The organism is Bacillus cereus group sp. MYBK30-2 (assembly GCF_051915945.1).
GTDB lineage: Bacteria > Bacillota > Bacilli > Bacillales > Bacillaceae_G > Bacillus_A > Bacillus_A paramycoides.
The window spans coordinates 990,021-1,008,810 of sequence record NZ_JBQAFR010000001.1 but is presented as its reverse complement, the minus strand read 5'-3'; the positions used below and the strand labels follow the sequence as shown (position 1 = coordinate 1,008,810).

Sequence of the window (18,790 nt, the reverse complement as noted above, 5' to 3'; positions counted from 1 at the left end):
TGAAGAGGGGATAGTATATGAAAGTATGTATATTAGGAGCGACAGGTAGAGTAGGTTCACACATTATGAAGTTAGCATTACATGATTCATATGAAGTGACGGTATTAGTTCGTGATTTGAGTAAAGTGGAAATAGAGCATGAAAGGTTACGTATTATTGAGGGCAATGTATTAAACGGAAATGATATAAAGGAAGCATTGAAAGGATGTGATATTGTAATTAGTGCTCTTGGAACGGATCAGAATGGGACGTTAGCAAAGAGTTTGCCAAATATTATAAAGTGTATGGAAGAAGAAGGTATAAAGAAAATAGTTACAATAGGAACGGCTGGTATTTTACAGGCGCGAACAAATCCAAGTATATATCGTTTCCGGTCAAAGGAATCGAAAAGAAAAACGACCACAGCTGCGGAAGATCATTTAGCTGCGTATATAGCACTGAAAAATAGTAAACTAAGTTGGACTGTTGTTTGTCCAACGTATTTAATAGATGGTGAAGTAACAGGTGTATATCGAACTGAAAAAGATATGTTGCCAGCTGATGGCTCTGAAATAACAGTTGGTGATACAGCTCATTTTACATGGAGCTTACGCTATAAAAACTTATACGAGAGAAGTCGAGTAGGTATTTCCTATTAAAAAACCATCCCAAAATAGGGATGGTTAAAAAATGATATAGCATACAAAGATGATAATCATAATGATTTGGAGAATTGCTTTGGCTACTGTGCTACTTAAAAAACCAACTACAGTTGCAATTCCGACTAAAAAGGCGTCTTTTGGCGTCTTTTTATGCATTAGTTCTGTTATAAATACTGATAAGAACGGTATGATAATAAGACCAAATGGTGGAAAGAAGAACGATCCGACAATAATAGAAACCATGCCGACTCGTTCGCCCCACTTAGAACTTCCATATTTTTTTAGGAAGTATCCATTTGCTATAAAGTCAGCAACAAAAATGAAGAGTGTAAAAATGACTTGAATAACCCAAAAAGATATCGTTAACTCTCCACCATTTATTCCAAAATGATAAATGAAATAGCCAGCCCATACGGCAAGGATGCCAGGAATAATGGGGTAAATAAAGGCAAGAAATGAAACAATGAAACAAGCAATGATACAAATTGTTAGTAAAACAGTCACTTTATAACTCCTTTATAGTATCTAATTTATGTACAGCAATTTTTTTAATCTGATGCCCATCAAGTTCCAATGCTTTAAATTGAAAACCAGCATATTCAACCGAATAGCCAGCCTCAATATTTAAATCGATTGCTTGAGAGAGAAGCCAACCACCAATTGTATCTAAATCACTATCATCGATATGCAGACCAAACATATCATTTACTTCAGAAATGAGTACTTTTCCATCTAAAACAGTTAATTTTGGAGTACGCTTTTCAATCATTGGTGATTCGTCTGTATCAAATTCATCTTGAATTTCTCCGATAATTTCTTCAAGAATATCCTCCATCGTTAAAAGTCCAGCTGTTCCACCGTATTCATCCATAACAATTGCCATTTGTACGCGGTTCTTTTGAAGGTGGATTAACGTTTTACGAATGGGAACTGTTTCAAATACAGTTAAAACAGGATGTATGTACGCGTCAAGTGGTTTGTAAATGCCTTTTGTTTGATTGTGAAAAATCTCTTTCGTATTTATCATACCGATAATATCATCTTTATCCTTTTCAATAATAGGATAGCGTGTATATTTTTCAGTTGCGACGATTTCCATATTCTCTTCTAACGTATTTTCAGTAGATAAGCAAACCATTTCAGTTCTAGGTACCATAATTTCTTTAGCAACACGATCATCAAATTCAAAAATATTATTTACATATTTATATTCGGTTTGATTAATTTCGCCGCTTTTATAACTTTCACCTAAAATAAGTCGCAGTTCTTCTTCAGAATGGGCAAGTTCGTTTTCTTTTGCAGGCTCTAAACCGAATAATTTGGTGAAAAATACTGCCGAACTATTTAATAGCCAGATGAATGGATACATAATTTTATCAAATAAAATAAGCGGTCTTGCAAATTTTAAAGTGATTGCTTCTGCTTTTTGGATTGCGAAAGACTTAGGAACTAACTCTCCTAACACAACATGGAAAAAAGTAATAATACTAAAAGCAATAATAAAGGATAACGTGTTAGCCATTGCTCCAGTAATGTTGATTCTTTCAAATAGTGGTCGTAGTAAATGTTCCACAGTTGGTTCACCAAGCCAACCAAGTCCTAAAGAAGTGATAGTAATACCGAGCTGACAAGCAGATAAATAAACATCTAAGTTAGATACGACGCTTCTTGCAGCTAATGCCTGCTTATTACCTTCATTTGCAAGCTGATCGATTCGACTTTTTCGTACTTTTACAACAGCGAATTCTGATGCAACGAAAAAGCCAGAAATAAGGATAAGTATAAAGATGAGAAAAATATTTAATATGTCCAAGTGTGTTCTCTACTCCTAAGTGGGAATAAAGATGTCACCTCCTGCAATTATGTTATACTTTTATAATAAATCCAAATGAAAAGATTAGTCAAAGGAAATGGGTAAATATTGGTAGGTTTCTAAAGTGTTTTTTAAATTTGCTGTTATTTTGTCCTCTATATAAAAGGAATAACCGTCTACTTTTAATTTAAAGTAGACGGTTATTCTACGTTATGGTTTTGAAATACTTCTTGCTAAAGCATATGTTTGCTGTTTGGAGTAGTTTGTTGTCCATAGAGTTTGGAGAAAAGATAAGACGCTGTATGGGATGTAAAGAAGTAATAGACCAATTGCGACAACTATAGGTGCATTTCCGCCAAATTGAACGATAAATTGTAAGAGTCCGTTCGCGTGAAAAACACACTCCATAAAAACGAATGAAAGAATAATGGAACTTAAAATAGATTTATGATTGGAAGTAAGCGCCATAAATAACGTATCAACAAGGAAAGCTGAATTTTTTATTTCGTATTCATTTGTATTATTTAAGAAAGGTAGCCATTTTTTTATTGCTTGCATAACGATAATCATGGAAGTGCTACATACGATGATAAAAGATGAGAAGAAAGGAAGATTTATGAATTTTGCGATGTAGAGAAGTAATAATAGGACTGAACATTGTAATAATACAGCGCTAAAAGAATATGGTATCCAACGCAATAAAGAAGTGTACTTTCTTACTGAGTCCGGTGCTTTTAAAAATAGATGGCCGATTCCTAAACTTATAAAGAAACCGATTGCAAGAGTGAAAGTGAAACGAACAATTGATAAAAAATATATTTCCCATATGTAGGGGAATAGAGGAGTCGAATGACTAGAAGTATGTATCATATTTTGTGTATGTACCATCGGAATTGCTGAGAAAAGGATAGGTTCATGCATCCAATCGATTCTTGGAATCGAAATGGAAGAAAGTTGTGTAAAGTTATGAAAAATGCTTATAAAGCCAGTTAAGTAAGAGGAATTATGTGTAATGAATAAAGCTGGAATAGGACTTATGACGAAAATAATAAAAACACCAACGATAAATTTACATATATGTGAGCGCAATAAGGACATACAATCACCTACTCTTTGAATATTCAGAAAATTCTTATTCTTATTTTAGCTTTTTTCTAAGGAAGTTACAATATATTTTTCTAAAAGTAACTGTGAGAGAATGTTCCATATTGAAGATTTACCGGATTGGTATGAGCTAATTAACCAGTGGGCATGGACAAAATCCCTACTGATTAAAATTGCACTTAATAAAAGTGTATGATTCATGAATAAATTATGACGAAAAAACGAAAAATTTTCAGAAAAATAAAATAAATTATTTATTTTTTTCTGAAAATATAATATAGTTATGGCACAGAAAGTATTTTAACATAAGGAGGCTTTTTATGAGGATTAAAGGGAATTATGTGCCGAAAAGGGAAGTTTTATTTTGCTCAAGTTCAATTACGGTAGGGGAAGCGCTGGAGCATTTAAATAAAACAGGGTATCGTTGTGTACCAGTATTAGATGAAAAAAAAGAGGAATTTTTAGGGAATGTATACAAAGTAGATATTTTAGAATATAAAGGTTCACTTGAAGATAATTTATTACAATTATTGAACGATAAAGATGGATACGTAAGAGAAGACTCTTCGTTCTTTAAAATATTTTTTACAATAAAAAAACTACCGTATTTATCAGTAGTCGATGAAAAAGGGATTTTCCTTGGAATCCTAACTCATAAAAAAGTTTTTGAGTTATTAGAAGATGCATGGGGCGTTCATTCTAGTAAATATTCTGTCATGATTGGAACACAAGATTATAATGGAGCAATTCAAAAATTATCGACAGTGTTAAAGAAATACACTGGTATTCAAAGTTTGATGACTTTTGATAATGACGCGTTATTAGTACGTAGAATTATGTTTACATTAGGAGAAGAATTTAAAGATGCTGAATTAGAAACATTGTTAAAGGATTTAGAAGATCATGGATTTAGAGTTGTGTATGTTGAAGAAATGAATAATCCACGTGAATTGGAGACTATAGATTAACGTTTATTGGCCATCTTATTTTTGGGATGGCTTTTGCTATAGTCCTTACATAAAGTTATTCAAAGATAACAAAACATACAAATACATAGATTTTAAAAAATATTTGTGTAATAGAATAAAATAGAGAGATAAGTGTGGATAATTTTGATTTTCGAAAAATTCCATCAAAAATTATGTTTTTATTTTTCAACTAAATATGTTACTATATGTGTGATAAAAGCAAAGAGGTCTGACAACTAAACTCCACGTTATAACACTCTAATGATTTAAATTTTCGAAAAAATCAAAATTTATTATTTGGAGTAATTAAAAGGGGAATGGAGAAATTATGGAGAAAGACATTGCTTTGTAAGGGGCATATTTTATGATCATGAACAGAGAGGAGGATGCATAGCATATTGTGAGAATAGAGAAAAACAATGTAAAAGTGCTATGCAATTTAAAGAAATGAAGGGACGATTAAGGCCAGGTGATACGCTAGCAATTGGTTTAATGTTATTTGCATTATTTTTAGGAGCAGGAAATTTAATTTTTCCACCAGTTTTAGGGCAACAAGCTGGAGAAAATGTTTGGATTGCTACAATTGGATTCCTTGTAACGGGAGTCGGACTTCCCCTACTAGCTGTCACAGCTGTCGCGTTTGTAGAGGGGGACTTGAAAGCGTTATCTTCAAGAGTTCACCCTATATTTGCGTTTGTTTTTCCACTCGTTAGTTATTTAGCAATTGGACCATTCTTTGCAATCCCACGTACGGGGGCTGTTTCGTTTGAAATGGGGATGAAGCCGTTTTTATCAGAAGCAATGATTTCAGAATGGTACATGCTATTCCTTTACACTGCAGTTTTCTTCGGAATAACGTGGTATTTATCATTAAATCCATCTAAATTAGTTGATTGGTTTGGAAAGTTTCTTACACCATTATTAGTATTAATTGTTGCTGTTATTGTCGGAAAGGCAATTATTGATCCAATTGGAACACCAGCTGCACCGTTAGCTGCTTATAAAGAAAATGCTTTCTTTGGTGGGTTTATTCAAGGGTATTTAACGATGGATGCAATTAGTGCTCTTGTTTTTGGAATTGTTGTTGTACAAGTTATTCGCTCTAAAGGGATAAAAGAGAGTGGACAAATTGCAAAAATAACAGTCGTATCAGGTATTATTGCTGTATTAGGCTTAACGTTAATATATTTATCACTTGCTTATCTCGGTTCTACAAGCACATCACTTGGTGTTTCAGAGAACGGTGGTCTTATTTTAACGAATGTTGTGAATGAGTTATATGGCACGAGTGGTAAAATTTTATTAGGTCTTGTTATTACGCTTGCTTGTTTAACAACTTCGGTTGGATTAGCATCTGCATGTGCAGGGTTCTTTTCAAATTTATTCCCGAAATTTTCACACAAAACGATTGTAACAATAGTATGTGTATTTAGTTTAATTGTATCAAACCTAGGATTAACACAATTAATCGCAGTAACATTACCAGTGTTAATGATCATTTATCCAGTTGCAATTGTATTAATCGTACTTTCGTATTTCCATAAATGGATTGGAAAGCGTAATACAATTTACATTGGAGCAATTTTAGGGGCATTATCAATTAGCTTGTTTAATGGTTTAGAAAGTGCAAATATAAAAATTGACGCAATTTCAAATGTACTGCAAATGCTACCTTTATATAAAGAAGGAATAGGGTGGTTAATCCCATCATGTATTGGCGGGGTACTCGGTTACTTCTTCTATAAATCAAATGAATCAAGTGAATTACAAAAGAAAGGTGCTTAGGCGCCTTTCTTTTTTTGAAGGGGATTTTTGTATTTTGTCTAAGTAATAATTGGGAGGAATGATAAAATGGCTAATTTTGAAGATTTTTTAACTTTGGATATACGGGTTGGGACGGTGAGAATGGCTGAAGAATTTAAAGAGGCGAGGGTTCCTGCAATTAAGCTAGAAATTGATTTTGGCGAGCTAGGGATTAAGCAATCAAGCGCTCAAATTACTAAGAGATATAATCCAGAAGAGTTAATTGGTCAGCAAGTTGTTGCTGTTGTAAATTTCCCGCCAAAGCGTGTGGCAGGATTTAAATCCGAAGTACTTGTACTGGGTGGTGTTCCTGAAGCTGGCGATGTTGTTTTACTTCAGCCAAATATGGAACTACCGAATGGAACGAAAATTAGTTAGTGTGAAGGTAGGGGTTAATTTGGATATCGGACGAGAATATTTGCAATGTGCAATTTCGAATTTCAAAGCAACAAAGAAGCAAGGAGAACGGGCACTTTCTCAATTATCATATGAACAAATCATGTGGTCCTCTCATGAGGAGACGAATAGTATTGCCATTATTATTAAGCATCTACATGGTAATATGCGTTCAAGATGGACGGATTTTTTAACGTCGGATGGTGAAAAGACCGATCGTAATCGAGATGGTGAATTTGAGGGCGGCTACAATTCAAAACAAGAAGCTCTTGCTGCGTGGGAGGAAGGATGGGAATATGTTTTTAAAGCGATGGATGATTTAACACCGGATCAGATTTTGCAGAGAGTATACATTCGTGGAGAAGAACATACTGTCATGCAAGCGATTGAAAGGCAAATTTCACATTATGCTTTACATATTGGACAAATCATTTACATTGGTAAAATGTTAAAAGAAACCGATTGGGCGTGTTTAAGTATTCCTAGGGGGCAGTCTACCAGTTATTTAGAGAAATAACGCTCTACGTAATAATAAGAAAGAAGCCGATATAATATAGGAATCAAAAAAATAAGCCAAATTATAGATGGCTCTGTGAACATTAGGATGCTGCCAGCGATAAGTCCATATATAATAAGAAAGAAACTAAAGAGTGTATTAATAGGGATAAAGCGAGAGGTAAATAGTTTCTGCTGCTTAAAACAAATATTGTGAAATAAATAAAAGCGGAAGTACCATGTAGCAGTAATAAGATCTTGCTTTCTCACTATTCTTTTTTTGCATGTATGACAGATGAACGGTGGCTGCATTTTATTACTCTCCATTTTCTATATTCAGTAGTTTCGTAATAATTTGAGACAATATTAGGGACAAAGTGTATATTCCTACATATGCTCCGGAAATAAGGAATAATGGATTTAGTAAAATACCATGAATGTTCGTCATGAAAACAAGATGTTGTATTAAAACATCATATATATTAATAGAAATAATTGTCCCGAGTACATACAATGCTATGTACGCAAAAATATGAAGTGCAATACGAATTTTACGGTGTATAGCAAGTAAATAAAAAATAAATGATAGAACGATTGGTAATGTTCCTATTAATAGCTTCAATTCATTTCACCTCATTAACAATATAGCCAAAATTTAAGCGGTCTATTCTCTAGAGCTTGTACATAACTTGAAATAGAGAGGGTGATAGTATGAATCGAGGCTTTTTTTATGTGAAATTAACGAGTGTACGCAAGTTAATTTTATTTATTATTACTACGGTATTAGCGACTTTTTTTCTTATTAGTATGATGGTAACTTCTATGAAAGAGACGAAGTCAACGTATTTATATAATTGGTTAAATGAGTTATCAATGAATGGTTACATGTATGTTCTTGGAAAAGAGAATCATTACTTTACACAAGAGTACCGGAATTTGAATCAAGACTTTTCTATTTCTTCATTCCTCTTTTCGATGGCAACGAATATACGTTTTGATGATGTACGTAGTTTTGTTGGAAAGGAACTTCCGGGATTTGGAAAGTATGATACGGAAATCGTTATAGCAGGTGAAGGAACAAATTACTCCAACTTACCAATAGAGTCGAGCGTTCCTCTTGAAGAAGTAGTGAAGGAACGGACTGGAGAAACTGGACAAGTTCCTAAGTCTGATCCGAATAAAGAGAAGAAACAGCCAGCTCAAACAACGGGGAAAAGGCAAGTTGCATTTATTTATCATACACATAGTTGGGAATCTTATTTACCGTTACTGAACTTAACGAATGACCCAGATCCGAATAAAGCAACGAGTTCTGTAACGAATATTTCAATAGTTGGAGATCGTTTTCGGGAACAACTGGAAAGTGAAGGCATAGGGGCTACTAACGATAAGACTGATGTCGGTCAAAAGTTAATAAGCAAAGGATTAAACAGTAATAGCTCTTATAAAATGTCTCGAGAAATTGTACAACAAGCTATGACTGGAAATAAAGAACTCCAATACTTTTTTGATTTGCACCGTGATAGTGCCCGGAAAAACGTCACGACAAAAACAATTGGAGATAAATCATATGCGAAGCTTGCTTTTGTAATTGGGAAAGGTAACAAAAACTATGAAAAAAACTTACAATTAGCAACGGCTTTACATGAGACGATTAGTAAGAAATATCCGGGAGTGAGCCGAGGTGTTATTCAAAAAGGCTTCCAAACAGGTAATGGTGTTTATAATCAAGACTTATCAGGACAGGCGATTTTAATTGAAGTTGGTGGCGTAGATAATACAGATGAAGAATTGAATAGATCAATTGATGTTCTTGCTAAAGCATTTGGAGAATATTTTTGGCAAGCTGAAAAAGTGAATGGATAAACGTAAGTGAGAAGCTTACGTTTTTTCTTTTTGAGCATAAGTTATGGTTAAAAAGATATGTCACATTATAGACATAATTTCCTATCATTATAGCAATATCGAAATTTGTCTATTTATAGTAAGGAATTTAGAAAGGAATTTTCGGAATAGTGGAGAAAATCTTTTTACAAGGAAAATTTTTAACTAACAGAATGGGTAGGGTGATCAAGGTGATCCGGGAGATTAGAGTAGAAGATGCAGCATCATTTTTAAAATTAAGTAAGCAATTAGACGAAGAAACGAAATTTATGTTATATGAACCAGGAGAACGAAAAACTACAGTAGAGCAACAAGAAAAGATGGTCCACCGTTTTATAGAAAGTGAATATGCAAAAATATTTGTAGCAGTTGAAAATGGTAGATTAGTTGGATTTATTTTAGCTAATGGTAATGATGTTCAAAGAAAGAGACATGTTGCGACAATTGTCATTGGTATTTTACAAGAGTATAGTGGCCGAGGTATTGGAACAAGTTTGTTTAAAGAAGTAGAGAAGTGGGCAAGATTACATGATGTATGGCGTTTAGAATTAACGGTAATGGCCCACAATACAAGAGCTCAGACACTATATAGTAAAATTGGATTTGAACAAGAAGGTGTCAAAAAATCTGCTCTTATCATCGATGGGAATGGTGTTGATGAGTATGAAATGGCCAAATTATTAAAATAAGAGGTCGTTATATGAAAAAAAGATGGACATTACTTGGTATCGTAGCAGTGATACTGATTGTTGGAGTAGCAGGGATAAATTATAAAATGTATAAGGATCAAGAGGCGCGGGAAGTAAATGTAAACAATATATTTCCGAAAGCAAAAGAAACGATTGCTAATATGGATGGGGATATCGCAGTCATTAATAATCCAAATTCGATGCTTGTACTTGTAAATAAAAGTAGGCGTTTACCAGATGGGTATAAGCCACCAGATTTAGTTATTCCCAAAGTACGTTACTCTAGTGAAGGTGATCAAGAGAAGAAAAAAATGAGGAAAGAGGCAGCGATGGCGCTGGAGCAAATGTTCCAGCAAGCTGATAAGGAGCGTATTTTCCTTTTTGCAGTCTCTGGATTTAGATCTTTTGATCGACAAAAAGCATTAAATACGATGTATAAAAAACAAGATGGTGAAGCAAAAACAGCGATGTCCAGTGCAGTTCCTGGTACGAGTGAACATCAAACAGGGTTAGCTATGGATATTACATCTCAATCTGCTAAATTTCAATTAGAAACAGTTTTTGGAGAGACGAAAGAAGGAAAGTGGCTTTCTGAAAATGCACATAAGTTTGGTTTCGTTATTCGGTATACGAAACAGAAAGAAGGGATTACCGGTTATCGATATGAACCGTGGCACGTACGATATGTGGGGAATCCGCAAGCTACATATTTATATGAAAACCAACTTACGCTTGAAGAAGTAACGAAGTAAATAATTGAGGGGAGAGGGCTAAGATGACGATGTTATATAAGAAAAAGGTACATGCATATGTTACAAGAGAAAAAGAAGGGATTATGCAATTACTCGTTTTTAAACATCGTGATATACCTGAAGCTGGTATCCAAGTACCAGGTGGGACAGTTGATGAAGGAGAAACGTTAATAGCAGCGATTTTACGTGAAGTACAAGAAGAATCGGGACTACGTCATTTATACATTGAGCGATTCCTTGCTGATTATATTATTTATGTGAAAGAAAAAAAGGAATATCAAAAACGTCATTTTTTCCATGTTTCATTAGTAACAGATGTGAAAGATACGTGGGAACATATAGTAAGTGATGGTGAAGAAGATAAAGGTTTAGCATTTTGTTATGAATGGGTTGATATTGCAAAATGTCCTGAATTAGCAGGTAAACAAGGAGAGTTTTTACATTTACTAGATGAGATATATGTAAAGTAATAAAAGAGTCTGAAGCGGAAGTTGATTCGTTTCAGACTCTTTTTATTTTTCGGGAAATTAAAGGTTTTTAAATAGGTGAGTTGAATTTCTTTTAAGGGATAGTAGTTGTTTATACGAGGAGCGAAGAAAATGAAAAATTAATAGATACACTTCATAAAGAAAAGGGCTTATAAAAGGAGAATGAAAATGGAAATTCAGTTTAATACATTATTGCAAAAAGAATTAACAATTCATGATATACAAACTGCAATGGAAGAAGGAAAATTAACGTCGAAAGAATTAGTCATGTATTATCTTTATAGGATCGCAAAGTATGACCAAGATGGTCCGAAAATCAATTCTATTTTAGAAATAAATCCAGATGCTATCTTTATTGCAGAAGCGTTAGATCATGAAAGAAAGACAAAAGGTGTGAGAGGTCCATTACATGGTATACCAGTTTTGCTGAAGGACAATATTGAAACGAATGATTCTATGCATACAAGTGCAGGGACAATTGCTCTTGAGCATAATATTAGTAGTCAAGACGCATTTCTTGTTACAAAACTGCGAGAAGCAGGTGCAATTATAATAGGGAAAGCAAATATGACAGAGTTGGCAAACGGAATGTCTTTTGAAATGTGGGCTGGATATAGCGCTAGGGGAGGTCAAACAATAAACCCTTACGGAACAGGAAAAGATGATATGTTTGTTGGAGGATCGAGTACAGGGTCTGCCGTGGCAGTTGCCGCTAACTTAACAGTACTATCTGTTGGAACAGAAACAGATGCTTCTATTTTAAGCCCAGCTGTTCAAAACTCTGTAGTTGGCATTAAACCGACAGTTGGTTTAATTAGCCGTAGAGGAATTATTCCTTTCACATATTCTCAAGATACAGCTGGGCCATTTGCTAGAACGGTAACAGATGCCGCTATTTTATTAGGGAGCTTAGCCGGAGTGGATGAGATGGATGTAGCGACTCAAAAAAGTGAAGGAAGGACAGAGCAGGATTATACAACTTATCTTGATGTAAATGGATTAAAGGGAGCGAAGATTGGTGTATTTAGCAATGCGCCAGAAGATTATTGCGAAACTGGTGAGTATGATGAAAAATTGTTTGAAGAAACAATTCACGTGTTACGCAATGAGGGAGCGACAGTAATAGAAGATATCGATATTCCATCCTTTCATAGGGAATGGAGTTGGGGAGTACCTCTTTACGAACTGAAGCATAGCTTGGATAACTATCTTTCTAAATTACCTTCCAATATTCCAGTGCATTCGATTTCAGAACTAATCGATTTTAATAATCATATAGAAGAAAGGGCATTGAAATATGGACAAAATAAATTAGAAATAAGAAAAGATTTTCCTAATACGTTAAGAAATCCGGAATATTTAAATGCCAGATTAGAAGATATATACTTTTCACAAGAACAAGGAATTGATTTTGCATTAAAAAAATACAATCTTGATGCGATACTGTTCCCCTCCTATATAGGCTCTACAATTTGTGCCAAAGCTGGTTATCCGTCTATAGCAATGCCGGCTGGATATATGAAAAGCGGGAGGCCTTTTGGGATTACACTTGCAAGTACTGCTTTTAGTGAAGGGACATTAATTAAACTAGCATACGCTTTTGAACAGGCGACAAAGCATAGAAAGATTCCCAATTTATCGTAAATGGAAAAAGAGAAGGCTGCTCAAAATGGATTTTTTGGGGGCAGCCTTCTCTTATTTTAATAGCTAAAAGTATTGTCGAATCGTTGATATATTGTAAGTTACGATAGATATATTTTAAAAATCGTTCATATAATTTCATGTACTATGGTGCTATGTAGTTGGAGGCTCCAATTACGGAAAACATTATATTTATGATATATATTAAATAGAAATCTCTTTCTTTTGTGACCTCTGATGTTTTAATAAACGAAAAGACAAACAAGCTGAACATAAAATAAGAAAAGAAGCAATGATATAAATAGTGCGAACACCGAAAGTGTCAGTAATTATGCCAACACTTAGCATAGAAAGACCAGAAGCTGTTGAGAGAAGAGCACCGTGAGCTGTGTACATCTTTGATAATAAAGAAGGAGCGACGCTTGATTGTAAAACCGTCGTTTGAGAAATATCTCTAATTTGATAACATGGTCCCATTAGAACGCAAAGGAATAGGGCAATAAATCCGCTGCTCATAACACCGTATAAAAATGTAAGGATACTAAACAAAAGAGATCCTATCGCCATAGAGCGTATTAAATTATTTTGAATATATGTACTCATTTTCCATGCTAATATCCCGCCAATTAACGTTCCGACATAATAACTTGTATTAATATATCCCCACCATTCTTCGCCTTTATGTAAAGCGGTAGTTACATATGCCATCGTAATGGCACCAATCCATATCGTCCCTGCGAAAGTTTCAATTAAATCCATAAATGTAACGGTGCGTAGAGACGGGTGCTGAAATAATAGTTTCCAGCCCTCTAATAAAGCAATAGTTTTTGAAGAGGAGGGTTCTGCTACTCGTTCAGCTTGTATAGATTGTAATGAAAGGTGTAATGTAATACATCCGAAAATCATCAATATGTTATTAATCATGAGTGTCGAAGTAACACCAATGAGAAGAACAATTATACTTGTAAATGAGTAAGCAGCTGCTTGCACAATTTGTGTTGAAAAGGAAAAGATGCTATTTACTTTTACTAACTTTTCTTTTGGCGTTAGGTGCGGAAGAATGCTGTATAATAATGGAGCGCTCCAGCCGCTACATAATGAAATGAAGATGATGAAAGTTAAAAGAGAAATGATGTTTGTGGATAGCATAGGAAATAATATCATTAATAATAGTAAAAGAACTGTTTTAATCCATTGTAGAGTATATAGCAATGCATAAGATGGAAAACGATTCATTATAAGTGGTGCAGATGTGTTCGCGATAAGGTTTGTGATTACTTGTAATAATGGAAAAAGAGCAGTAATTGTAGCTGATTTAGTTGTGATATAGATGTGAGTCGTAATAATCATTAAGTATACAATGTCAGCGAGGGTAATACACATTTTGGAGCCTAAATAGTAAGCTAGTGAACGTTTCGGCAATAAGAATACCACCTTCCAAAAAAATAATGCTTTTTTAGTTAGAATAATTATAATCTGAAAATTACGTTTTTGGAAGAATTAAATATTTTGTCATTTTTTGAAAGGGATTTTCATGTATAATGAAGAATATATTGATATAGTATTTTATTAATACTTGTTGTAACAGCGAATATGTATAATAGCTTGTAGCAAACGCCCTCTGTGTGAGATAGGGCGGATAAACCATTCTTTTCTTCATATACATATAGAAATTGAGAAAGAAAGTGAGGGTTGCATATGGCTGGATGGGTGATTTGGTTTATAATAGCAGGTATTTTATTTATCGCAGAAATGCTGTCGATTACTTTTTACATGCTTTGGCTTGGAATTGGAGCTGTTGTCGGAGGTCTTATTGCCTTATTTGCTCCTGATGCACTATTTTTACAAGTTGTTGCTGGTGCGATTGTAAGTTTAACATTGACTTTCTTTACGAAAAGAATTTCAAAAAACTTTCGAGAAGCAAAAGGTTTTACTGATACAGTAGATAAACTTGTCGGTAAAAAGGGAATTGTTATGCAAGCGATTACAAGTGAAGTGAACGGTATTGTGAAAGTAGATGGAGATACTTGGACAGCTATTTCGGATGCTCCTATTGATACCGGAGAAAAAGTCGTTGTTATAAAGAGGCATAGTACTATTTTACAAGTAAAAAGGGAGAGTGAATAAATATGGTAGCATTAACGTTAACGATTATTTTCGCACTAATTGTAGTTACATTTGTTGCATTAACAATTAAAATTATTCCTCAGCAAAAAGTTGGGGTCGTTGAAAGATTTGGTAAGTTTCAGCGTATTATGCAGCCAGGATTAAATTTATTAATACCGATTGTAGATCGAGTTCGCGTATATCACGACTTACGTATTCAACAAACGAATGTACCGCCACAAAAGGTAATTACGAAAGATAATGTACAAGTAGAAATTGATACAATTATTTTCTATCAAATTGTTGAACCAGAACTTGCGACATACGGTATTTCCAATTATGAATATGGTGTTCGTAACATTACTTCTGCAACGATGCGTCAAATTATTGGTAAAATGGAACTTGATGAAACATTATCTGGTCGTGAAAAAATTTCAACAGAAATTCGCTTAGCGCTTGACGAAGCGACAGAAAAATGGGGCGTTCGTATTGAGCGTGTTGAAGTAGTAGATATTAACCCGCCAAAAGATGTGCAAGCATCAATGGAAAAACAAATGAAAGCAGAACGTAATAAACGTGCGATCATTTTAGAAGCTGAAGCAGCAAAACAAGATAAGGTCCTTCGTGCTGAAGGGGAAAAACAAAGTAAAATTTTAATGGCTGAAGGGGATAAAGAAGCGCGTATTCGAGAAGCAGAAGGTATTAAAGAAGCAAAAGAATTAGAAGCGCAAGGGGAAGCAAGAGCGATTGAGGAAATCGCAAAAGCAGAACAAAATCGAATTGAGTTACTCCGTGCAGCAGATTTAGATGAGCGCGTACTTGCTTATAAATCATTTGAATCATTAGCAGAAGTTGCGAAAGGGCCAGCAAATAAAGTCTTTATTCCATCTAATGCAATTGAAACACTTGGTACTCTTGGTGCAATTGGTGAAATCTTTAAAGAAAAACAAGCGAAGAAGTTACCTTCGTCAGATGCAGAAAAAGAGAAATAAGTGTGAGAAAGAGAAATGGGATGCCATTTCTCTTTTTTATGCGTATATTACATAAAGCTTGTACATATTCATGTATAAAGAAGGTGATACATTGAAAAAGTATGCAACTCGTATACATGGAAAGAGATTAATATATTTATTGTTTACATATGCATTTGTAGTGATCGTAATTGCATCTATTGTAACTTCACTTTTACATACAATGAAATCTTATTACGCGAATCAATGGTTCGGAAAAGTATCGATGCAAGGTTTTGTTCAAATGATAGAAAGTGAGAATCATTATTTCGGAACAGATTATTTTAAAATACATAAACGGGAGTCAGTTGGAAGCTTATTATTCTCAATCGCGACGGATTTGAAAATTAAAGACTTAAGAACGTATGTCGGGAAAGAAGTACCAGGTATGTCGAAGTATTATTCTAACATTATCGTAGCTGGTGAAGGGACGAACTATACGAATATACCTAATGAATCTAGTGTACCAATTGAAGAAGTAACGAAAGAGCGAGAAGTAGCAAAAGATAAAGTCACAGAAGCGGAAAAGAAAAATCCAGTCCAGAAAAGAAATGGAACGAAACAGGGTGAAAGTGCAGTATACATTTATCATACGCATAGTTGGGAATCGTTCTTTCCATTATTACCAGGAGCTACCGACCCATCGAGCCCGGACGTAAATGTGTCCTTACTAGGGGAACGTTTGAAGGAGCAGCTTGAAGGGCAAGGAATACCAGTAATTCATGATAAAACGAATATGGGGGATTTATTAGCGAGTAAAAAGTGGAAATGGTATCAAGCGTATAAAGCGTCTCATGGATATGTAAAAGAAACATTGGCGCAAAATAATAAAATTGCGTTTCCAATTGATATACATCGTGATGATCAGCGGAAAAAGGTAACAACAAAAGTAATTAACGGGAAATCGTATGCAAGATTATATTTTATAATTGGAATGGAAAATGGGAATCATACAGAGAATGAAAAAATTGCAAGGGCAATCAATAGTTATTTAGATGAAAATTATTACGGGTTAAGTAGAGGGATTTTTCCGAAGTATAAAAAGGACGGGGATGGAGTGTATAATCAAGATTTATCTAAAAATGCGATGCTAATCGAAGTTGGTGGTGTAGATAATACTTTAGATGAACTATATAATACCATTGATGTGTTAACGGAAGCGTTTAGTAAGTATTATTGGAATAATGCGGAGAAAGTGAATGGGTGAGGAACGGGAGACCGTTCCTTTTTCGTATTGCTTAAAAAATTATTAAGATTTCATAATGTGAAATAAGGGAGAAATTGTACGAATTAAAATTGGTATAATGATTGAAAATTCAGTCATCTAATGAGGTTTCTAAACTTTTTAGTATATTATTATGGGAAATTGGAGGGGAAAGAATGGCAATTAGAACAGGGGAACAGTATATTGAAGGATTGCGAAAAAGAAATCCTGAAATCTGGATGGGTGGAAGAAAAGTAACAGATGTAGTAAATGAAGATGTTTTTCGCGAACCTATTTTACAAATTGCTAACTTATATGATATGCAGCACAATCCAGAATATCAGGATAAGATTACTCATATATGCGAAGAGACAGGAGAAAGGATCTCAAATGCATTTTTAGTACCCAAAAATTATGAGGACTTAAAAGCGCGTCGTGAATTATTTGAAATATGGGCAAAAGCTACCTTTGGTTTAATGGGAAGAACACCTGATTTTTTAAATGTAACAGTTACTTCAATGGCAAGTAATGCGTGGTTTTTTGAGAAGTTCAATCCAGAATGGGGAGCGAATATAAAGAACTATTATAAACATATACGAGATAATGATTTATTTTTAACACATGCGATTATTAATCCGCAAAATGATCGGAGCAAGGCTTCTCATCAACAAGAAGATGAAACAATGCATTTAGGTGTAGTAAGTGAAACAGAGGAAGGGATGTATGTTAGTGGTGCTAAAATGTTAGCGACACTTGCCCCGATTACAGATGAGGTAATTATATACTCCTATCCAAGTTTTAAACCAGGTGATGAACGTCATGCAATTTCTTTTGCCGTTCCAATTGATGCACCGGGACTAAGGATTCTTTGTCGTGAGCCAATGCAAGATGGAAAACGTTCTCTATTTGATCATCCACTTGCATCAAGGTTTGAGGAAATGGATGCATTACTAGTATTTCATAATGTGTTTATCCCATGGGATAAAGTATTTATTTATCAAAGTGTAGAAGCTGGGAATCAATTGTACCCTAAAACGGGAATTGGTCATCAACCAGCGCATCAATCTGGAGTAAGAGGGTTAGTTAAGCTATCTTTCGCCGCTGAAGTAGCTATGAAATTAGCAGATTCGATAGGAGTAGACGGTTTTTTAAATGTACAAAACCAGTTAGCAGAGCTTATGCAAGATGTAGAAACGATACGTGCTCTCTTGCAAGTAGCTGAATATGAATATGAAACGAATCCATATGGAGAAGTTGTTCCTGCGAGGTTGCCGCTTGATACGATACGTAGTTTATTACCTAAAATGTATCCGCGGGCTATTGAAATCATTCAAACCATTGGTGCTGGTGGGCTATTGATGTCACCGACAGGCGCTGATTTTATGAACCCTGAGATTCAAGATGATATGCATAAATATTATATCGGGCGTGAAGGAGTCTCTTCTGAGGAACGTGTTCGCTTGTTTAAATTAGCTTGGGATTTATGTGGTGAAGCTTTTGGACAACGATTATTACAATATGAGCGTTACTATTCTGGAGATCCGGTGCGTAAAATGGGAATGTTTTATAGTGCGTACAAAAAACAACAATCGCTTTCTCTAGTGAAGGAAGCTTTGCAATCGAGTTCATCCGAAGGCGCTTTAAGCTAAATAAAAATGTTTACGCTTACATTTTTATTTGGAAAAGGAAGGAGCAACAGATGATAACAAGAATTTTACTGTTAGGATGTAAATCTTCTTATATTATTAACAACATGTAAAATAGAGAACTGTAACTGAAATAGGGGAGGTAAATGA

The 18,790-nt window shown here is 34.5% G+C and carries 20 protein-coding genes; 14 read left to right on the top strand and 6 right to left on the bottom strand.

Going from position 1 to position 18,790, the window contains the following annotated elements; all coding sequences use genetic code 11:
* Positions 1-17: 17 nt before the first annotated feature.
* Positions 18-638 (top strand): NAD(P)-dependent oxidoreductase, encoded by a 621-nt coding sequence (locus tag ACTFQM_RS05220; RefSeq protein ID WP_440033659.1) that lies wholly within the window; start codon positions 18-20, stop codon positions 636-638.
* Positions 639-662: 24 nt separating this feature from the next.
* Here the strand turns inward: ACTFQM_RS05220 and ACTFQM_RS05215 are convergent, their stop codons facing one another.
* The 3 genes from ACTFQM_RS05215 to ACTFQM_RS05205 form a co-directional block, all read right to left on the bottom strand.
* Positions 663-1,145, bottom strand: a complete 483-nt coding sequence (locus ACTFQM_RS05215) for a DUF456 domain-containing protein (RefSeq protein WP_002171539.1) — start codon at positions 1,143-1,145, stop codon at positions 663-665.
* A gap of 1 nt (position 1,146) precedes the next feature.
* A complete protein-coding gene (locus tag ACTFQM_RS05210; protein WP_025149934.1) occupies positions 1,147-2,454 on the bottom strand; it encodes a hemolysin family protein in 1,308 nt (435 codons plus the stop codon).
* Between the two features lie 210 nt (positions 2,455-2,664).
* On the bottom strand, positions 2,665-3,552 hold the full coding sequence (locus tag ACTFQM_RS05205) for a hypothetical protein (protein ID WP_440033658.1): 888 nt from the start codon (positions 3,550-3,552) through the stop codon (positions 2,665-2,667).
* A gap of 326 nt (positions 3,553-3,878) precedes the next feature.
* Here ACTFQM_RS05205 and cbpA point away from each other — a divergent pair, with 326 nt between their 5' ends.
* From cbpA to ACTFQM_RS05185, 4 genes are all read left to right on the top strand, one after another.
* Positions 3,879-4,526: a cyclic di-AMP binding protein CbpA gene (gene cbpA / locus ACTFQM_RS05200; protein WP_440033657.1), complete on the top strand. Its 648-nt coding sequence runs from the start codon at positions 3,879-3,881 to the stop codon at positions 4,524-4,526.
* A gap of 447 nt (positions 4,527-4,973) precedes the next feature.
* A complete protein-coding gene (gene brnQ4 / locus ACTFQM_RS05195; RefSeq protein WP_440034387.1) occupies positions 4,974-6,311 on the top strand; it encodes a branched-chain amino acid transport system II carrier protein BrnQ4 in 1,338 nt (445 codons plus the stop codon).
* A gap of 66 nt (positions 6,312-6,377) precedes the next feature.
* Positions 6,378-6,707 carry a chaperone CsaA gene (gene csaA / locus ACTFQM_RS05190; RefSeq protein ID WP_048372616.1) on the top strand — a complete coding sequence of 110 codons (330 nt, stop codon included), beginning with the start codon at positions 6,378-6,380 and terminating at the stop codon, positions 6,705-6,707.
* Positions 6,688-7,242, top strand: a complete 555-nt coding sequence (locus tag ACTFQM_RS05185; protein ID WP_440033656.1) for a DUF1572 domain-containing protein — start codon at positions 6,688-6,690, stop codon at positions 7,240-7,242. Before csaA ends, ACTFQM_RS05185 begins: the two co-directional genes overlap by 20 nt.
* On the opposite strand, the gene ACTFQM_RS05180 is transcribed toward ACTFQM_RS05185, so the two are convergent.
* Positions 7,227-7,532, bottom strand: coding sequence for a hypothetical protein (locus ACTFQM_RS05180; protein WP_002171546.1), 306 nt, complete (start codon positions 7,530-7,532; stop codon positions 7,227-7,229). The genes ACTFQM_RS05185 and ACTFQM_RS05180 overlap by 16 nt on opposite strands.
* A gap of 4 nt (positions 7,533-7,536) precedes the next feature.
* The gene (locus ACTFQM_RS05175; RefSeq protein WP_440033655.1) at positions 7,537-7,842 is read right to left on the bottom strand and encodes a hypothetical protein; all 306 of its coding nucleotides are present in this window, start codon (positions 7,840-7,842) and stop codon (positions 7,537-7,539) included.
* Between the two features lie 89 nt (positions 7,843-7,931).
* On the opposite strand from ACTFQM_RS05175, the gene spoIIP (ACTFQM_RS05170) reads away from it, so the two are divergent.
* The 5 genes from spoIIP (ACTFQM_RS05170) (at position 7,932) to ACTFQM_RS05150 (ending at position 12,677) form a co-directional block, all read left to right on the top strand.
* On the top strand, positions 7,932-9,086 hold the full coding sequence (gene spoIIP, locus ACTFQM_RS05170; protein WP_002171548.1) for a stage II sporulation protein SpoIIP: 1,155 nt from the start codon (positions 7,932-7,934) through the stop codon (positions 9,084-9,086).
* 209 nt (positions 9,087-9,295) lie between these two features.
* Entirely contained in the window at positions 9,296-9,793 is a 498-nt protein-coding gene (locus ACTFQM_RS05165; RefSeq protein WP_440033654.1) for an N-acetyltransferase family protein, read from the top strand.
* 11 nt (positions 9,794-9,804) lie between these two features.
* Positions 9,805-10,545 (top strand): M15 family metallopeptidase, encoded by a 741-nt coding sequence (locus ACTFQM_RS05160; RefSeq protein WP_048372612.1) that lies wholly within the window; start codon positions 9,805-9,807, stop codon positions 10,543-10,545.
* Positions 10,546-10,568: 23 nt separating this feature from the next.
* The gene (locus tag ACTFQM_RS05155) at positions 10,569-11,015 is read left to right on the top strand and encodes an NUDIX hydrolase (RefSeq protein WP_440033653.1); all 447 of its coding nucleotides are present in this window, start codon (positions 10,569-10,571) and stop codon (positions 11,013-11,015) included.
* A 186-nt stretch (positions 11,016-11,201) separates the two neighbouring features.
* Positions 11,202-12,677, top strand: a complete 1,476-nt coding sequence (locus ACTFQM_RS05150) for an amidase family protein (RefSeq protein WP_440033652.1) — start codon at positions 11,202-11,204, stop codon at positions 12,675-12,677.
* Between the two features lie 201 nt (positions 12,678-12,878).
* Here the strand turns inward: ACTFQM_RS05150 and ACTFQM_RS05145 are convergent, their stop codons facing one another.
* Positions 12,879-14,096 carry an MFS transporter gene (locus ACTFQM_RS05145; protein WP_440033651.1) on the bottom strand — a complete coding sequence of 406 codons (1,218 nt, stop codon included), beginning with the start codon at positions 14,094-14,096 and terminating at the stop codon, positions 12,879-12,881.
* A gap of 276 nt (positions 14,097-14,372) precedes the next feature.
* Here ACTFQM_RS05145 and ACTFQM_RS05140 point away from each other — a divergent pair, with 276 nt between their 5' ends.
* The 4 genes from ACTFQM_RS05140 to ACTFQM_RS05125 all read left to right on the top strand — a co-directional run bounded on the left by ACTFQM_RS05140 (position 14,373) and on the right by ACTFQM_RS05125 (position 18,643).
* Positions 14,373-14,801: an NfeD family protein gene (locus ACTFQM_RS05140; protein ID WP_002171554.1), complete on the top strand. Its 429-nt coding sequence runs from the start codon at positions 14,373-14,375 to the stop codon at positions 14,799-14,801.
* A gap of 2 nt (positions 14,802-14,803) precedes the next feature.
* Positions 14,804-15,772, top strand: a complete 969-nt coding sequence (locus tag ACTFQM_RS05135; RefSeq protein WP_025149921.1) for an SPFH domain-containing protein — start codon at positions 14,804-14,806, stop codon at positions 15,770-15,772.
* A gap of 91 nt (positions 15,773-15,863) precedes the next feature.
* Complete coding sequence (gene spoIIP / locus ACTFQM_RS05130) at positions 15,864-16,997, top strand: stage II sporulation protein P (RefSeq protein ID WP_440033650.1); 1,134 nt, start codon at positions 15,864-15,866, stop codon at positions 16,995-16,997.
* 173 nt (positions 16,998-17,170) lie between these two features.
* A complete protein-coding gene (locus tag ACTFQM_RS05125) occupies positions 17,171-18,643 on the top strand; it encodes a 4-hydroxyphenylacetate 3-hydroxylase family protein (RefSeq protein WP_440033649.1) in 1,473 nt (490 codons plus the stop codon).
* Positions 18,644-18,790: the final 147 nt, after the last annotated feature.

What these genes read in the sequence shown, in the direction of transcription:
- ACTFQM_RS05150 (WP_440033652.1), top strand. Translation starts at nt 11,202, where the DNA reads ATGGAAATTCAGTTTAATACATTATTGCAAAAAGAATTAACAATTCAT.
- ACTFQM_RS05125 (WP_440033649.1), top strand. Translation starts at nt 17,171, where the DNA reads ATGGCAATTAGAACAGGGGAACAGTATATTGAAGGATTGCGAAAAAGA.
- ACTFQM_RS05135 (WP_025149921.1), top strand. Translation starts at nt 14,804, where the DNA reads ATGGTAGCATTAACGTTAACGATTATTTTCGCACTAATTGTAGTTACA.
- cbpA (WP_440033657.1), top strand. Translation starts at nt 3,879, where the DNA reads ATGAGGATTAAAGGGAATTATGTGCCGAAAAGGGAAGTTTTATTTTGC.
- csaA (WP_048372616.1), top strand. Translation starts at nt 6,378, where the DNA reads ATGGCTAATTTTGAAGATTTTTTAACTTTGGATATACGGGTTGGGACG.
- ACTFQM_RS05140 (WP_002171554.1), top strand. Translation starts at nt 14,373, where the DNA reads ATGGCTGGATGGGTGATTTGGTTTATAATAGCAGGTATTTTATTTATC.
- ACTFQM_RS05155 (WP_440033653.1), top strand. Translation starts at nt 10,569, where the DNA reads ATGACGATGTTATATAAGAAAAAGGTACATGCATATGTTACAAGAGAA.
- brnQ4 (WP_440034387.1), top strand. Translation starts at nt 4,974, where the DNA reads ATGAAGGGACGATTAAGGCCAGGTGATACGCTAGCAATTGGTTTAATG.
- ACTFQM_RS05160 (WP_048372612.1), top strand. Translation starts at nt 9,805, where the DNA reads ATGAAAAAAAGATGGACATTACTTGGTATCGTAGCAGTGATACTGATT.
- ACTFQM_RS05205 (WP_440033658.1), bottom strand. Translation starts at nt 3,552, where the DNA reads ATGTCCTTATTGCGCTCACATATATGTAAATTTATCGTTGGTGTTTTT.
- ACTFQM_RS05220 (WP_440033659.1), top strand. Translation starts at nt 18, where the DNA reads ATGAAAGTATGTATATTAGGAGCGACAGGTAGAGTAGGTTCACACATT.
- ACTFQM_RS05180 (WP_002171546.1), bottom strand. Translation starts at nt 7,532, where the DNA reads ATGCAGCCACCGTTCATCTGTCATACATGCAAAAAAAGAATAGTGAGA.
- ACTFQM_RS05185 (WP_440033656.1), top strand. Translation starts at nt 6,688, where the DNA reads ATGGAACGAAAATTAGTTAGTGTGAAGGTAGGGGTTAATTTGGATATC.
- spoIIP (WP_002171548.1), top strand. Translation starts at nt 7,932, where the DNA reads ATGAATCGAGGCTTTTTTTATGTGAAATTAACGAGTGTACGCAAGTTA.